Raw genomic sequence first — 14433 nt, forward strand, 5'->3', positions numbered from 1 at the left:
GTCACTTCATCACCACCTTCGTTCCAGATCCCTCATTGGTGAACAATTCGGCCAGCACGCAGTGCTCGACGCGACCATCGATGACGTGCGCGCTCGGCACGCCACCGGCGACTGCGCGCAGGCAGGCCTCGATCTTGGGCACCATCCCCGATTCGAGCGACGGGAGTAGGCCCGTCAGGGTCGCCACGTCGATCTCGCTGACCAGCGACGTGCGGTCCGGCCAGCTGGTGTAGAGGCCTTCGACGTCGGTGAGCATCAGTAGTTTCTCGGCGTTGAGCGCCTCGGCCAGGGCGGCGGCCGCGGTGTCCGCGTTGATGTTGTGCACCACGCCGGCAGCGTCCGGCGCGATGGTCGAGACCACCGGAATACGGCCTGCGGCAATGAGATCCAACACCGCCCTGGTATCGACCTTCTCGACGTCGCCAACGAGCCCGATGTCGGTGGGCACGCCACCGACGGTCACGCTGCGCCGCACCGCGGTGAACAGGTGCGCGTCCTCACCGGTGATGCCGACGGCATACGGCCCGTGACCGTTGATCAGACCGACGAGCTCGCGGCCGACCTGACCGAACAGAACCATCCGGGCGACTTCGAGCACCTCCGGTGTGGTGACCCGAAACCCGCCCTTGAAGTCGCCCTCGATGCCGAGCCGTTTGAGCATGGCGCTGATCTGCGGGCCCCCACCGTGGACGACGACGGGGTGGATGCCGCAGTTGCGCAGGAACACCATGTCGGCGGCGAACGCGGCTTTGAGGACGTCGTCGGTCATTGCGTTTCCGCCATACTTGACGACGACGATCTTGCCGTGCAGCTGCTTGAGCCACGGTAGGGCCTCGGCCAGCACCGCCGCCTTCGTCTCGACGTCCGCGGTCACATGCTCTTCGCACGAGCGCTCATCGGTCGTCACGAGGAGTAGGCCGAGTTCTCTTCGACGTAGGCGTGGGAGAGATCCGTGGTGCGAATGGTCGCCGCGCCGGTGCCGACGCCGAGGCCGACGACGACGGAGATCTCGGCGCCAGACAGATCCACCTCTCGCGCGCCGGGCGCGCCGGCGCCGTCCACGCACACCGGATAACCGTTGAAGGACACGCTGATCCGGCCCGGGTCCATGGCGACCGGCGCCATCCCGACTGCGGCGAGAACCCGGCCCCAGTTCGGGTCGGAACCGAAGATGGCCGTCTTGACCAGGCTGTCGCGGGCGATGACACGCGCAGCGACGAGAGCGTCCTCCTCGCTGGCGGCGCCGTCGACGGTTACGGCGACGCGCTTGGTGACGCCCTCCGCGTCCGCCTGCAGCTGCGCGCACAGGTCGTCGCAAACGGCGAGAACGGCGGCGTCGAGTTCGGCTTGACTGGGCGCGATCTCGCTGGCGCCGGAGGCGAGGAGCAGCACGGTGTCGTTGGTCGAACAGCTGCCGTCGATGTCGAGCCGGTCGAAGGTGTGGGCAGCGGCGTTGCGCAGCGCGCGGTCTAGCGCGTCGGCGTCTGCCACCGCATCGGTGGTGATGACGCACAGCATGGTGGCCAGCGATGGTGCCATCATGCCCGCCCCCTTCGCCATGCCGCCGACCATCCAGCTGCCCTCGTGGTGCAGCGCAACCTGTTTCGGAACGGTGTCGGTGGTCATGATGGCCCTGGCCGCCTCGGCCCCACCGGTCAGGCCGCCTGCCATCTCGTGCACGATGTCCTTGACGCCGCCGAGGACCTTGTCCATGGGCAGCCGGTCACCGATCAGTCCGGTGGAGCAGACGGCGACTTCGATGGCCCCGGTCTCGGTTCCCCAGTCGGACAGGGCGTTCGCGACGGCCTCGGCGGTCGCGTGGGTGTCCTGGAAGCCCAGCGGTCCCGTGCAGGCATTCGCCCCACCGGAGTTGAGGATGACGGCGCGCAGACGCTTGGTCGTCATGACCTGCTGCGTCCACAGCACCGGGGCGGCCTTGACCTTGTTTCGGGTGAACACCGCGGCCGCACCGTAGTCCGGGCCCTCGTTGAAGACCAACGCCAGGTCCGGTTTGCCGGAGACCTTGATGCCCGCCGAGATGCCGGTCGCCCGGAAGCCCGAAGGAGCGGTCACGCCCTGGTTGCGTACGAGGCTGCCGTCGCCTCCCCGGTCGCTTCGCTCTCCCCCGCAAGCGGGGGGACCCCCAGCGCCGGTCAAGGTGCCACACCCACGATCGAAAGTCCTTCCGTCTCCGGCCATCCCAGTGCCAGGTTCATCGACTGCACGGCTGCCCCTCCAGTTCCCTTGACCAGGTTGTCGATCGCACACAGCGCCACCAGCACGCCGGCGTCCGCATCGACGGCGACGGCGACTTGGGCGGCGTTGCTGCCGATCACCGATCCGGTGGTCGGCAGGCGTCCCTCCGGCAGCAGATGAACGAACGGCTCACCCCCGTACATCTTTTCGTACGCAGCCCGGATCTCCGACAGCGGTGCATCGGTTCGCGCCGTGCACGTGGCAAGGATGCCGCGCGACGTAGGGATGAGCACGGGCGTGAAGGAGACCGTGACGTCCTTGTCGGTGACCGTGCGCAGACCCTGCGCGATCTCGGGTGTGTGCCGGTGCGCCCCGGCGACGTTGTACGCCCTCGCCGACCCGATCACCTCGGAGCCGAGGAGGTCGACCTTCGCGGCGCGGCCCGCCCCGGACGTGCCGCTCACCGCGACTACCGTCACGGCAGGCTCGACCAGGTCCTCGGCCAGTGCGGGCAGCAGGGCGAGAAGGGCGGCCGTCGGATAGCAGCCGGGAACGGCGACGCGCTTGGTGACCCGCAGCGCCTCCCGCCCGCCGGGCAGCTCGGGTAGGCCGTAGGGCCAGCTGCCCGCGTGGGCCGAGCCGTAGAACCGCTCCCACGCCGCGGGGTCGGTGAGCCGGAAGTCGGCGCCACAGTCCACGATCAGGGTGTCGGATCCGAGTTGTTCGGCCAGCGCGGCGGAGTACCCGTGCGGCAGAGCCAGGAACACCATGTCGTGACCGGCCAGCACGTCGACGTCGGTCGACTCGAGAACCCGGTCGGCCAATGGCAACAGGTGCGGGTGGTGCTCGGTGAGGCCGGTTCCCGCGCTGGCCGCGGCCGTCAACGCCCCGATGGTCAGGCGACCGTCCGCAAGGGCGGGGTGACCGAGCAGCAGGCGCAGGATCTCGCCGCCCGCGTAGCCGCTGGCACCCGCCACCGCTACTGAGATCATGCAGCGATTCTGCATGGTTATGCAGACAGGTGCAAATTCATTATCGGCGTTGTACGGCGCCGACGCGTTCGACGGCCACGGCGACCGCCGCGTCGCGTGCCGCGCTCGCCTCGTCCTCGGTCAACGTTCGGTCGGGCGCGCGGAACCGCAGGGCCAGTGCCAGGGACTTGTTCCCCTCGCCGACCTGCGGACCGGCGTACACGTCGAACACCCTGACGTCCTCAAGCAGCTCGCCTGCCCCGTCGCGCACCGCGTCGACGACGACCTGGGCGGCGACATCAACGGAGACGATGAGGCTGACGTCCTGGAACACCGCGGGAAACGGGGACACCGTGGGCGCGGGCAGGCGTTCGATCACGGGGACGGCGCTGAGGTCGAGTTCCACGGCACAGACGCCCTTCGGTAGGCCCGTGCGCTCGATGACCGCGGGATGCAACTGGCCCGCATGACCGATCACCTCCCCGTCGAGGACGATCTCCGCACAGCGCCCCGGATGCCACGGCAGCTGCTGCGTGGCCCGGAAATCGAACTCGACTCCGCAGGCCCTGCCGATGACGCGCACCGCCTCGAACGCGTCTACTGCGTCGACCGGACGCCCCGGCCCCCATGGGCCTGCCGGTTCGCGCATGCCGGTGAGGACGGCGCCGACGTGCAATGGCTGCCGGGGCAGCGCCGCGTCGATGGTCGCGATCTCGGCATCGGTGGGACGACGGTCGACGGGGAGCGGCTCGACGGTCTTGGTCTGCGCGGTGGCCAGCACCACCTGCTCGACGCCGAACAACGCGATGTCCAGGGCGCCGCGGGAGACGTTGCGGACCAACGCCTCCAGCAGGCCCGGCAGAAGTGTCGTCGCGAGCTGGGGACGATCGGCCTCCAGCGGGTTGAGCAACATCATGGTGGCGCGCCGGTAATCGTCGTCGGGCAGTCCCCATGCGTCGAAGATTCCCGCGGGCAGGAACGGCGTCGGCAGGACTTCCACGAAACCGTTGAGCGCCAACGATCTTCCGATCGCCCGCCGACGCTGCTGAGCGGGGGTCAGTCCGCGCCCGGCGGGCGCAGGCGGCAGGACGGAAGGGATCTTCTCGAGACCTTCGAGCCGCAGCACCTCTTCGACCAGGTCGGCGGGCAGCTTGAGATCGGCCCGCCAACTCGGCGGCACGACCGTGACTTGACCGTCGCAGACGGTGACCCGACCGCCGATCTGGGTCAGTCGTCGCACCGTCGCGCCGTCCTCGTAGCGCACACCTGCCATCCGATCCGGCAGGTCCTCGGGCATGCCGACCGGCGCCGGCGACCAGTCGTCGCGCGGTGGGTCACCACGCCAATCGGTGAGCGTCGGCTCGACGGTTCCGTTGGCGACGTCTGCCAGCAGGGTGGCGCAACGATCAAGTGCTGCAACGGAGATCGCCGGGTCGACGGTGCGCTCGTAACGCCGGCCCGCTTCGCTGACGAGATGCAGCCTGCGCTGGGTGCGCGATACGGCCGCCGGGTCCCACACCGCGGCCTCGAGCAATACGTCGGTGGTGCTGTCCCGTACCTCGGTGGTGCCCGCGCCCATCACACCGCCGATGGCAGCGGTCGCGACGTCGTCGACGATCAGCACGTCACCGGGATCGAGCCGACGGTCGACGTCGTCGAGGGTGACAACCACCTCCCCCTGCTTCGCGAAACGCACGTCGAAACCGCCCGTGATGAGGCTGCGGTCGTGGGCGTGCATCGGGTGGCCGATCTCGAGCATGACGTAGTTCGTCACGTCGACGGCGGGCGAGATGGCACGGATCCCGCTCAACATCAGCCGTCGTCGCAGCCACCACGGAGACACCGCGGTCGGGTCGATGCCGGAGACGGGACGGAGCCCGAATCGTTGTACGCCGGTACCGGGTTGGACCGTCAGCGGCCAAGCATCGCCCGTGGCGGGCAGCGGCTCGACGTCGGCCGGATCGACGAAGTCGAGATCGTAGGCGCATGCGATCTCCCTGGCCATCCCGCGGACGGAAAGGCAGTAACCGCGGTCGGGCGTGATGGCGAGGTCGAACACGACGTCGGCGAGGCCGAGGACGTCAGCCGCGGGATCGCCCGGCGCGGCGGTGCCAGGGGGTAACACCAGAATTCCGGAATGCTCGGAGCCCAGGTTCAACTCGGACGCCGAGCAGATCATGCCGTCGGACGTGCGACCGTACGTCTTGCGCTTGGCGATGGTGATACCACCGGTCGGCTCAGTGTTTGGCAACACAGTACCAGGCAGCGCAACCACGACCAAGTCATCCACGGCGAAATTGGTTGCACCGCAGACGATGTCACGCGGTTCCTCCTCACCGAGATCGACCTTGCAGGCGCGGATCGGCTTCTTGAACTCGGTGAGCTCCTCGATCACGACGACCCGGCCGATGGTGAGCGGCCCAGACACCGGGCCGACGGGAATGATCCTCTCGACCTCGTGGCCGATGCCGATCAGGGCCCGTTCGAGCTCCTCGGGTGAGACGTCCCAGCCCGGGGCGCCGGCCTGCACGACCTCGCGCAGCCAGCTGTAGGGAATGCGCATCAGGCGCCCACCCCGAATGGCAGGGAGAACCGCACGTCGCCCTCGACCATGTCGCGCATATCGGGAATCCCATTGCGGAACTGCAGAGTTCGCTCCAAGCCCATGCCGAAGGCGAAACCGGAATACTCGTCCGGGTCGATACCGCAAGCGCGGAGCACGTTCGGATTGACCATCCCGCAGCCACCCCATTCCACCCAGCCGGGGCCGCCCTTCTTGTTCTCGAACCAGACGTCGACCTCGGCCGACGGCTCGGTGAACGGAAAGAAGTGCGGACGCAGTCGGGTACGCCCTTGCGGCCCGAACTCGGCGCGGGCGAAGGCGTCCAGCGTGCCGCGCAGGTTCGCCATCGTCAGTCCGCGGTCCACCGCCAGGCCCTCCACTTGATTGAAGACCGGCGTATGGGTGGCGTCGAGTTCGTCGGTGCGGAAGGTGCGGCCGATCGACACGATGTACACCGGCAGCTCGCGTTCCAGCAGCGCGCGGATCTGCACCGGCGAGGTGTGGGTACGCAGAACCAGCCTCGATCCGTCCGGGCCGACCTGGAACGTGTCCTGTTCGCTGCGGGCCGGGTGATCGGGCGGGAAGTTCAGCGCGTCGAAGTTGAACTGCTCGGTCTCGACCTCGGGGCCTTCGGCCAGTTCCCAACCCATCGCGACGAACACGTCGGCGACGTGATCGGCGAGGATGGTGATGGGATGCCGGGCCCCGATCGGCTCGCGGGTCGACGGCAACGTCACGTCAATGCGCTCCGCAACGAGGGCGGCAGCATCGCGTTCGGTGCGCAGGATCTCGATTCTGGCGTCGAACGCGACCTGCACGGCCGTGCGGGCCTCGTTGACGCGGCGGCCGGCATCGGCGCGGTCTGCCTTGGCGAGAGCGCCGAGCGCCTGCCGGGCCAAGGCGATGGGCGACCGGTCGCCGAGGTGCTCGGTCTTGGCGCGGGCCAGAGCGTCGAGGTCGCCGGCCTGCTCGAAGGCATGACGGGCCGCGCTGACCGCAGTGGTCAGCGCTTCCTGCGACAGTCCCGACGAGTCCGGCTGATCAACCACCCGGCGATCATAGCGACGGGCGGAGTGTGACTCGCGATACCCTCATGCGCCGGTCACCGGGCGTTGGCCCAAGGTCAGCGGTTGCGCGGCCCGGTACTGGTCGAGCACCACCGGCGTCGGATCGGCGGTGTAGGACGCCGTCACACCGAATGCCCACGCCGGAGGCTCATCGGATTGAGACAGGGTCCATGCCGCCTGCCTGGCCGCGCCGAGCGCGACGTATTCGGCTGGCGTTGGCACGTGAACGGGAACGCCAAGAACCGCGGGGGCGATGCGCCGGACGGCTTCGGAGCGTGCTCCGCCACCCACCATGATCACCCGTCCGACGTCGACGCCCTGACCGGATATCTGCGCAACGCAGAATTCAATCGATGCGAGCAGCCCCTCGACTGCTGCTCGAGCAACGTTGGCAGGTAAAAGGTTTCGAGTGGTGACGCCATGCAGCGCGCCCGCCGCCTCGGGTAGATTCGGCGAGCGTTCCCCGTCGAAGTACGGCACCAACGTCAGCCCCCCGGCACCCGGTGGGGCGGTGAGCGCGAGGCGATCGAACTCGTCGAAGTCCACGCCGAGCATCTTGGCGACCGCCGCGAGCACGGGCGCACCGTTGAGCGTGCACACCAACGGGAGCTGACGCCCGGTGGCGTCGGCGAACCCGGCAACCAGGCCGGCAGCGTCATGGGAAGCGACGTCACCGACTGCGCTCACCACGCCGGAGGTCCCCAGCGAGACGACGCAGTCCCCCGGCACCACCCCGAGGCCCAGCGCCGCAGCGGCGTTGTCGCCCGCGCCGGGCCCGAGCACCGCTCCGGTCGTGGTCCGCCCGGCGGCCTCGTTCGGTTCCAGAACGAGGGGCACGGCCGGGCGGCGCCCCCGCATGGCCAGTTCGAGCAGGTCTGATCGGTACCTGCCGTCCGCTGCGGCGAAGTAACCGGTGCCGCTGGCGTCGCTGCGGTCCGTGCGGATGTCGTCGATGTCTGCCGAACCGGACAACCGCCACGTCAGCCAGTCGTGCGGTAGGCACACGGCAGCAGTGGCCTGGGCGTTCTTCGGCTCGTTGTCGGCCAGCCAGCGCAGCTTCGTCGCGGTGATCGAGGCGACGGGAACGACCCCGACCCGGTCGGCCCATTCCGCGGAACCCCCGAGCTCCTCGATCAAGGCCACCGCGGCGTCACTGGACCGGGTGTCGTTCCACAGCAAGGCGTCTCGCACGATGTTGCCCGCGGTGTCAAGACAGATCATGCCGTGCTGCTGCGCACCGACCGATACCGCGGCCACGTCGTCGAAACCTCCGGCCGCGGCCGCCGCATCCCCGAGCGCGGCCCACCAGGCCGACGGGTCGACCTCCGTGCCGCCAGGATGTGGCGCAGCACCCGAGCGCACCGTTTCACCGGTGTCGGCGTCACAGATCACGACCTTGCACGACTGTGTGGACGAGTCGATTCCCGCGACGAGCGCCACGACAACCTCCTTCGGAACGTCGGAAGCCTCCACCTTAGTGCGAAGCTACTCGGATGAAACGGCCTCTGGTCGCCCTCGCAGCGATCGTCATCGGATCCGCCGGACTCGGAGCGCCACCGGTCGCGCGGGCAGACTGCTCGGCCCAGCTCGCCACGACCGACTGCGACCTCCAGGCGCGCGTCAACGAGGCGGACGCCTACCTCGCCACCCGTCCCGGTTCGGTCGGCTACGTCCTGCGGGATCGCAAAACGGGTGCGACTTATCGCAACTCGCATGCCGGCGACATGGTGTGGACCGCCTCCACGATCAAGCTGGCCATGGTCGTCGACCTCCTGACCCGTGCGCGCGCAGGCGCGATTACGCTCACCGACTCCGACCGAAGCCTGATGGCGGCGATGATGCACTCGTCCGACGACGACGCCGCCGACGTTCTGTGGACGCGCTTCAGCGGCGCCGACCACCGCGTCTACAACAACGGCTTCCCCCGGTACGGAATGACGGATCTGCAACCGCAACAAGGCTTCAGCAGCGTCTACCCGTACTGGGGATTCCAGAAGTCAACGGCAAACGACCTCGACCGGCTCGTCAACTACGTGCTCACCGGGCTCGAGCGCGCCCAGACCGCGGCGATCGTGTACGAGTTACAGAACGTCGCATCCAACCAGCAGTGGGGAGTCTGGGGTGCTGGCGCAGCCATGGCTCCCGGCAACAAGGACGGCTGGTCATTGGAGCAGGGCGGCTGGGTGACCAACTCGGTCGGCTTCGCCGGAGCCGGTCAGCGCTACACACTCGTCATGATGAACACTCTCGGCGGCGCGGGTGGATACGACGACGGCGTCGCGACCACGACCCACCTGGCTCAAGTCCTGTTGGCGGGCCTCGAACCCGGCTGAGTTGCCGTTACACCCGCGCTGAGGGGTTTGCGACCAACCGAGAGGGGGAATAATCCGCGCATGTTGATCCGACGAATCGCGCGTCCCATGCTGGCGGCCACCTTCATCACCCGTGGCGTCGATGCCGTGCGCAGCCCCAAGCCTGCGGCCGATGCGGCGCGCCCGACCCTAGAGGGGTTGAGCAAGCTCCCAGCGCCCGTTGGCCCGAACGTTCCGACCAACCCCGAGACCGTCGCCAAGGTCACCGCCGGTGTGCAGATCGGTGCGGGGCTACTGCTCGCCGCAGGCCGCCTGCCGCGACTCTCGTCAGCCGCGCTGGCGGTCAGCGTGGTGCCGGGAAGCCTTGGCGGACATGCTTTCTGGAATGAGACGGACCCCGCTCGCAAGGCAGCCGAGCGACGGGCCCTCATCACCGACGTGGGTCTGATCGGTGGCTTGATCATCGCGTCGGTCGACACCGAGGGCAAGCCGTCCCTTGGCTGGCGGGGCCGGCGCGCCGCCCGCAAAGTGAGCGATCGGGTCTCCGGTGTGCTGCCGAGTGGATCCGACTCGGATGGCGCGCTCATCGACAGCGAGCTGGTCGACCGGGTCGGCCAGGGGCTGCAGACCGGACTTCACGTCGGCGCCGAGCGTGGCCGCGAGATCGCCCACGTCGCACTGGAACGTGGCTCCGAGCTGGCCGACGTGGCGGTCGAGCGCGGCTCTGAGTTGGCCGACGTCGCCCGTGAACGTGGTCCCAAACTCGCCAAGAAGGCGCGCAAGCGTGGTACCGAGCTGGCCGAGATCACGCAGAATCGTGGTGCCGAGTGGGCCGAAGTTGCCCGCGAGCGCGCGCCCCAACTCGCTAAGGCGGCCCGCGAGCGTGGCACCGAACTCGCCGAAGTGGCGCGCGAACGCGGCGCCGAGTTCGCCGAGCTCACCCAGGACCGGAGCGCGGAGCTCGCTGACGCCGCCAGGGCAGAGGCCAAGAAGCGCCGGCGCGGATGAGGTCAGGCCGCCGGTAGATTGACGGTATGACTACCGGCGGCTTCGACCCTCAGTACGGCGACCCCCAGCACGGCGACTCTCCGATCCGCCGCGTCGAGCCGGGCGGTCTGCTGCCCCGGTTCCTCGCCAGGGTCGTCGACGGCATCATCGTCGGCATCGTCGGATACATCATCCTGTTCGCGCTGCACATGCAGTCGAGCATTCTGGTGACCGGGCTGTTCACCGGTCTGCTGATGTTCATCTACTTCGTGGCGTTCGAGGTCACCCAGGGGTCGACGCCCGGCAAGAAGCTGCTCGGGCTGAGTGTCCGCGGACCCGGCGGCGCACCGAAGCCCGACGTTCAGCAGTCGGCGGTCCGCAACGTCTTCACGCTGCTGCCGATCGTCCCGTTCATCGGAGGTCTGCTCGGCGTCATCGCCATCATCGTGATCGCGGTGACGATCAGCGGTAGCCCCACCAAGCAGGGCAAACACGACCAGCTCGCGGGCGACACGCAGGTGGTCAAGGGCTGATCCAGCCCGTCAGATCACCAGGTCCAGCAGCAGCACCACGGCCAGCCCGCTGACCGACAACACCGTCTCCATGATCGACCACGTCTTGATCGTTTGACCAACGGTGAGCCGGAAGTACTGATTCACCAGCCAGAAGCCTGCGTCGTTGACGTGGGAGAAGAACAGCGAGCCAGCGCCGACCGCCAGGACCACCAACGAGACCTCACTGGACGGCAGACCCGCCACCAACGGGACCACCAGCGACGAGGCGGTGATGGTGGCCACGGTCGCCGAGCCCGTTGCCAGCCTGATCAGTACGGCGATCACCCAGGAGAGCACGAGCACCGAGATGCTCGCGCCCTCGGCCCAGCGGGCCAGCAGCGTGCCGATACCGCTGTCGACCAGCACCTGCTTGAACCCACCGCCCGCAGCGACGATCAGGATGATCCCGGCGACCGGCGGGAGGCCGGACTCGATGGTCTTGACGATCTCGTCGCGACCCATCGCGGCACCGCGGCCGAGGGTGAACATGCCGACGATGACGGCGATCAACAGCGCGATCAGCGGAGTGCCGAGGGTGTCGAACACCTGACGCACGAGGTTGGACTTGTCGTCGATGAAGATGTCGACCAACGCCTTGCCGAGCATCAGGACCACCGGAAGTAAGACAGAGAAGAGTGTGATGGCGAAGGACGGCCTGCGCCGCACCTCGTCCTCGGAGAAGCGCTCCGCGTCGAAGGTGTCCGGTGCGTCGACCACGACCCAGCGCCCCGCCAGCTTCCCGAACAGCGGGCCGGCCAGGATGATCGTCGGCACTGCCACCACGACGCCGAGAGCCAGCGTGATACCCAGGTCGGCACCGAGCAGACCGATTGCAGTCAACGGGCCGGGATGTGGCGGTACGAAGCCGTGCATCGCCGAAAGGCCTGCCAGAGCGGGGATTCCGACGGTGATGAGAGACAGCTGCGAGCGGCGTGACACCAGGTAGATCACCGGCATCAGGAGCACGAGACCGATCTCGAAGAACATCGGCAGGCCGATGATCGCGCCCACCAACGCCATCGCCCATGGCAACATTCGCGGCGACGCGTGCCCGACGATGGTGTCGACGATCTCGTCGGCGCCACCGGAGTCGGCGAGGAGTTTGGCGAACATCGCACCGAGGGCGATGAGTATGCCGACGCTGGCCGCCGTGTCACCGAATCCCTTTGCGAACGAGGTCAATACGGTCTGAATGTTCTCGTCCGCGACGATGCCCACGGTGAGGGCCCCGAAGATCAACGAGAGGAACGGGTGCAGCTTGACCAGGGTGATCAGCACGACGATCACGGCGATGCCCGCGATGAATGCCAGGACGAGCTGCCACCCGGACGCGACCGGTTCCGTCAACTTCGGTGCATCGTCGGCGAGAAGGGTAATTCCCGAGATCATCACAACTCCTGTCCGGTGCGGGCGAGATAGTTCTCCACGATGGAATCGATGTCCTGATCGACGTCGATGTCGACGCCGTGCTCCTCGGCCGACAGTGGCTCGAGGGTCTCGAACTGCGATGCCAGAAGCGACGGCGGCATGAAGTGCCCCGGCCGGCTGGCCTGTCGGCGACCGATCACCTCGGGCGTTCCGGCCAGATGCAGAAACTGAACGTCCGGGCAGTGCCGCCGAAGTTGGTCGCGGTAGCCGTGCTTGAGTGCCGAGCAGCTCATCACCCCGCCGTCGGGATGAGCAGCCAGCCACTCCCCGATCGAGTCCAGCCAGGGTCTCCGGTCGTCGTCGTCGAGCGCTTGGCCGGCGGTCATCTTCGCGATGTTCGCCGCGGGGTGGAAGTCGTCCGCGTCGGCGAACGGCACGCGGAGCCGTTGTGCGAGCGCTGCGCCGACGGTGGACTTACCCGAGCCCGAAACACCCATGACCACGATTGGCGACGGCACTGCTCAACCTCCCGATCCGATGCACCCAGTTGTGTCTGGCATCACACAGCGTGCACGAATGATCTGATTATTGCAACCAACTGGGTCAAAGATCAGTTCTTACGCCAGTCAGCAAACCCTATGACAAGATGTGTCGCGTGGTTCCGCCGCCAAACGTCAGCGCCCTGCACGACAACGTGCTGACGGCGCTCGGGGCTGAGATCGTGTCCGGCACCCTGCCCTCGGGCGGGATCATCAATCTCGAGGGAGTCGGCGCGCAGTACGGCGTGTCACGCAGCGTGGCGCGGGAAGCCGTCCGGGTTCTCGAATCGATGGGCCTCGTCGCATCCCGCCGCCGCGTCGGCATCACCATCCAACCCCAGGATCGATGGAATGTGTTCGATCCCAGGGTGATTCGATGGCGCATCGAATCCGGCGACCGCGCCGCCCAGTTGGTTTCACTATCCGAGTTGCGCCTCGGGTTCGAGCCAACCGCGGCCGCACTTGCCGCGCGCCGAGCCGATCCACACCAGTGCCGCATCATGGCCGCCGCCGTCTCGGACATGGTGATGCACGGCCGCTCGGGCGATCTGGAAGCATACCTGTTGGCGGACAAGGTCTTTCACCGAACGCTACTCGAGGCCAGCGGGAACGAGATGTTTCGCGCCCTCAACGGTGTCGTCGCCGAGGTCCTGACCGGACGAACCCATCACGGCCTGATGCCGGAGACCCCGAACCCGGTGGCGATCGCGCTGCACGACGAGGTCGCGCGGGCCATCCGGATGCGCGACGAGGACGCGGCCGAGCGCGCAATGAGGGCGATCATCGACGAGGCCATGACAGAGGTCAGCTCGTCCGAGGAGCCGAAGTGAGCAGAGGCCCAGCGACGGCACGCAGGTTGTTCGACCGCTTCGAACCGGTGCACGCATTGACCTACTTCGCACCGGAGGCCCGCACCGCGTTCGACGGAGTTGGTCTCCGCGGATTTTGGATGGGGTACTTCGCGGCGCGTTCGGCCCCGCTGGGCCCGGCGCCCGCCGACGTCGTCACCGCCATGTTCTACAACTTCTCCCCGTCCCACGTCGCGCGGGCGCTGCCCGCAGCGTGGGAGCTGGCGAGCACCGCCGAAGTACTGCGCGTCCGGGAGTCCTCCGCGGTGGCCGCCCTGCGGCGATGTGGCGTCCTCGACGACCCCCTGCGCACCGCGGCCGATCTGTTGGCGAAGGCAGCCATCGGCGCGTCGAGAGATGGACGCCCGCTGTTCGCGGCAAACCATGCGCTGCCATGGCCGTACGAGCCCCTCGCGCGGCTCTGGCACGCGGCCACCCTGCTGCGCGAACAACGCGGCGACGCCCACGTCGCCGTCCTCGTCGCCAACGGCGTCGGTGGGCGGGAGTGCAACGTCCTGCATTCGGTCGCCGACCGGGTGCCCAGGGACTTCATCATGCGCAGCCGCCAGTACGACGACGACGAATGGCGCTCCTGCGCGGAACGGCTTGCCGAGCGGGGAATACTGAATCGCGATGGCGCACTGACGAACTCGGGCCGCGAGTTCAAGCAGCACCTCGAGGACACCACCGACGAGTTGGCCCTGCACGCATTCGATTCACTCGATGACGCCGAACTCGAACTGCTGTTCCGCACGCTCACGCCGATCACCAGGGCGGTGATCGCGGGCGGCGACATCCCCGCCGCCACGCCAATGGGCCTACGCCGCGACGACCTCGGCGACGACGGCGCGCACCTCGACTAACGCGGCGCGTACATGATGAGCCCGACGCCGACGACGCAGATCACGGCGCCGGTGACGTCCCACCGGTCCGGTCGGAACCCGTCGGCGACCATGCCCCACAGCAGGGAACCGACGATGAACACCCCGCCGTAGGCTGCCAGCACCCGCCCGAAGTGCTCATCCGGC

Annotated in this window: 14 protein-coding genes; 5 read left to right on the forward strand and 9 right to left on the reverse strand. The window is 68.1% G+C overall.

Going from position 1 to position 14433, the window contains the following annotated elements; all coding sequences use genetic code 11:
* Position 1: 1 nt before the first annotated feature.
* The 6 genes from argB to QOI01_RS05655 all read right to left on the reverse strand — a co-directional run bounded on the left by argB (position 2) and on the right by QOI01_RS05655 (position 8237).
* Positions 2-874, reverse strand: coding sequence for an acetylglutamate kinase (argB, locus tag QOI01_RS05630; protein WP_526379213.1), 873 nt, complete (start codon positions 872-874; stop codon positions 2-4).
* Between the two features lie 29 nt (positions 875-903).
* The gene (gene argJ, locus QOI01_RS05635) at positions 904-2073 is read right to left on the reverse strand and encodes a bifunctional glutamate N-acetyltransferase/amino-acid acetyltransferase ArgJ (RefSeq protein ID WP_526379198.1); all 1170 of its coding nucleotides are present in this window, start codon (positions 2071-2073) and stop codon (positions 904-906) included.
* 80 nt (positions 2074-2153) lie between these two features.
* The gene (gene argC, locus QOI01_RS05640; protein WP_526379199.1) at positions 2154-3203 is read right to left on the reverse strand and encodes an N-acetyl-gamma-glutamyl-phosphate reductase; all 1050 of its coding nucleotides are present in this window, start codon (positions 3201-3203) and stop codon (positions 2154-2156) included.
* 25 nt (positions 3204-3228) lie between these two features.
* On the reverse strand, positions 3229-5730 hold the full coding sequence (pheT, locus tag QOI01_RS05645; protein ID WP_526379200.1) for a phenylalanine--tRNA ligase subunit beta: 2502 nt from the start codon (positions 5728-5730) through the stop codon (positions 3229-3231).
* Positions 5730-6779 (reverse strand): phenylalanine--tRNA ligase subunit alpha, encoded by a 1050-nt coding sequence (pheS, locus tag QOI01_RS05650; protein ID WP_526379201.1) that lies wholly within the window; start codon positions 6777-6779, stop codon positions 5730-5732. Before pheS ends, pheT begins: the two co-directional genes overlap by 1 nt.
* A gap of 42 nt (positions 6780-6821) precedes the next feature.
* Positions 6822-8237, reverse strand: coding sequence for a xylulokinase (locus QOI01_RS05655; protein WP_526379202.1), 1416 nt, complete (start codon positions 8235-8237; stop codon positions 6822-6824).
* Positions 8238-8290: 53 nt separating this feature from the next.
* On the opposite strand from QOI01_RS05655, the gene QOI01_RS05660 reads away from it, so the two are divergent.
* Genes QOI01_RS05660 through QOI01_RS05670 form a run of 3 tightly spaced genes read left to right on the forward strand, consistent with a single transcriptional unit; the run spans position 8291 to position 10629 of the window.
* Positions 8291-9130, forward strand: coding sequence for a tat pathway signal sequence (locus tag QOI01_RS05660; protein ID WP_526379203.1), 840 nt, complete (start codon positions 8291-8293; stop codon positions 9128-9130).
* 60 nt (positions 9131-9190) lie between these two features.
* Entirely contained in the window at positions 9191-10117 is a 927-nt protein-coding gene (locus QOI01_RS05665) for a DoxX family protein (RefSeq protein WP_526379204.1), read from the forward strand.
* Positions 10118-10143: 26 nt separating this feature from the next.
* A complete protein-coding gene (locus QOI01_RS05670; protein WP_526379205.1) occupies positions 10144-10629 on the forward strand; it encodes an RDD family protein in 486 nt (161 codons plus the stop codon).
* Between the two features lie 9 nt (positions 10630-10638).
* Here QOI01_RS05670 and QOI01_RS05675 read toward each other — a convergent pair whose 3' ends face one another.
* Both QOI01_RS05675 and QOI01_RS05680 read right to left on the reverse strand, forming a co-directional pair.
* The gene (locus tag QOI01_RS05675) at positions 10639-12039 is read right to left on the reverse strand and encodes a GntP family permease (RefSeq protein ID WP_526379206.1); all 1401 of its coding nucleotides are present in this window, start codon (positions 12037-12039) and stop codon (positions 10639-10641) included.
* Positions 12039-12536, reverse strand: a complete 498-nt coding sequence (locus QOI01_RS05680) for a gluconokinase (RefSeq protein WP_526379207.1) — start codon at positions 12534-12536, stop codon at positions 12039-12041. Before QOI01_RS05680 ends, QOI01_RS05675 begins: the two co-directional genes overlap by 1 nt.
* A gap of 128 nt (positions 12537-12664) precedes the next feature.
* On the opposite strand from QOI01_RS05680, the gene QOI01_RS05685 reads away from it, so the two are divergent.
* Together QOI01_RS05685 and QOI01_RS05690 are read left to right on the forward strand one after the other, a co-directional pair.
* Positions 12665-13387: a FadR/GntR family transcriptional regulator gene (locus QOI01_RS05685; RefSeq protein WP_526379208.1), complete on the forward strand. Its 723-nt coding sequence runs from the start codon at positions 12665-12667 to the stop codon at positions 13385-13387.
* A complete protein-coding gene (locus tag QOI01_RS05690; protein WP_526379209.1) occupies positions 13384-14268 on the forward strand; it encodes an SCO6745 family protein in 885 nt (294 codons plus the stop codon). The genes QOI01_RS05685 and QOI01_RS05690 overlap by 4 nt, the downstream gene beginning before the upstream one ends.
* On the opposite strand, the gene QOI01_RS05695 is transcribed toward QOI01_RS05690, so the two are convergent.
* Positions 14265-14433: YnfA family protein (locus QOI01_RS05695; protein WP_526379214.1), on the reverse strand; the 169-nt coding region annotated here is incomplete at its 5' end. The two genes, QOI01_RS05690 and QOI01_RS05695, sit on opposite strands and share 4 nt — an antisense overlap.

Origin of the sequence: Mycobacterium sp., from assembly GCF_032162605.1 — a bacterium.
Taxonomy (GTDB): Bacteria; Actinomycetota; Actinomycetes; order Mycobacteriales; family Mycobacteriaceae; genus Mycobacterium.

Bases quoted from the DNA above. Each gene is read 5' to 3' on its own strand.
- argC (WP_526379199.1), bottom strand. From the start codon at position 3,203: ATGCAGAATCGCTGCATGATCTCAGTAGCGGTGGCGGGTGCCAGCGGC.
- pheT (WP_526379200.1), bottom strand. From the start codon at position 5,730: ATGCGCATTCCCTACAGCTGGCTGCGCGAGGTCGTGCAGGCCGGCGCC.
- QOI01_RS05660 (WP_526379203.1), top strand. From the start codon at position 8,291: ATGAAACGGCCTCTGGTCGCCCTCGCAGCGATCGTCATCGGATCCGCC.
- QOI01_RS05665 (WP_526379204.1), top strand. From the start codon at position 9,191: ATGTTGATCCGACGAATCGCGCGTCCCATGCTGGCGGCCACCTTCATC.
- QOI01_RS05670 (WP_526379205.1), top strand. From the start codon at position 10,144: ATGACTACCGGCGGCTTCGACCCTCAGTACGGCGACCCCCAGCACGGC.
- QOI01_RS05675 (WP_526379206.1), bottom strand. From the start codon at position 12,039: ATGATCTCGGGAATTACCCTTCTCGCCGACGATGCACCGAAGTTGACG.
- QOI01_RS05685 (WP_526379208.1), top strand. From the start codon at position 12,665: ATGTGTCGCGTGGTTCCGCCGCCAAACGTCAGCGCCCTGCACGACAAC.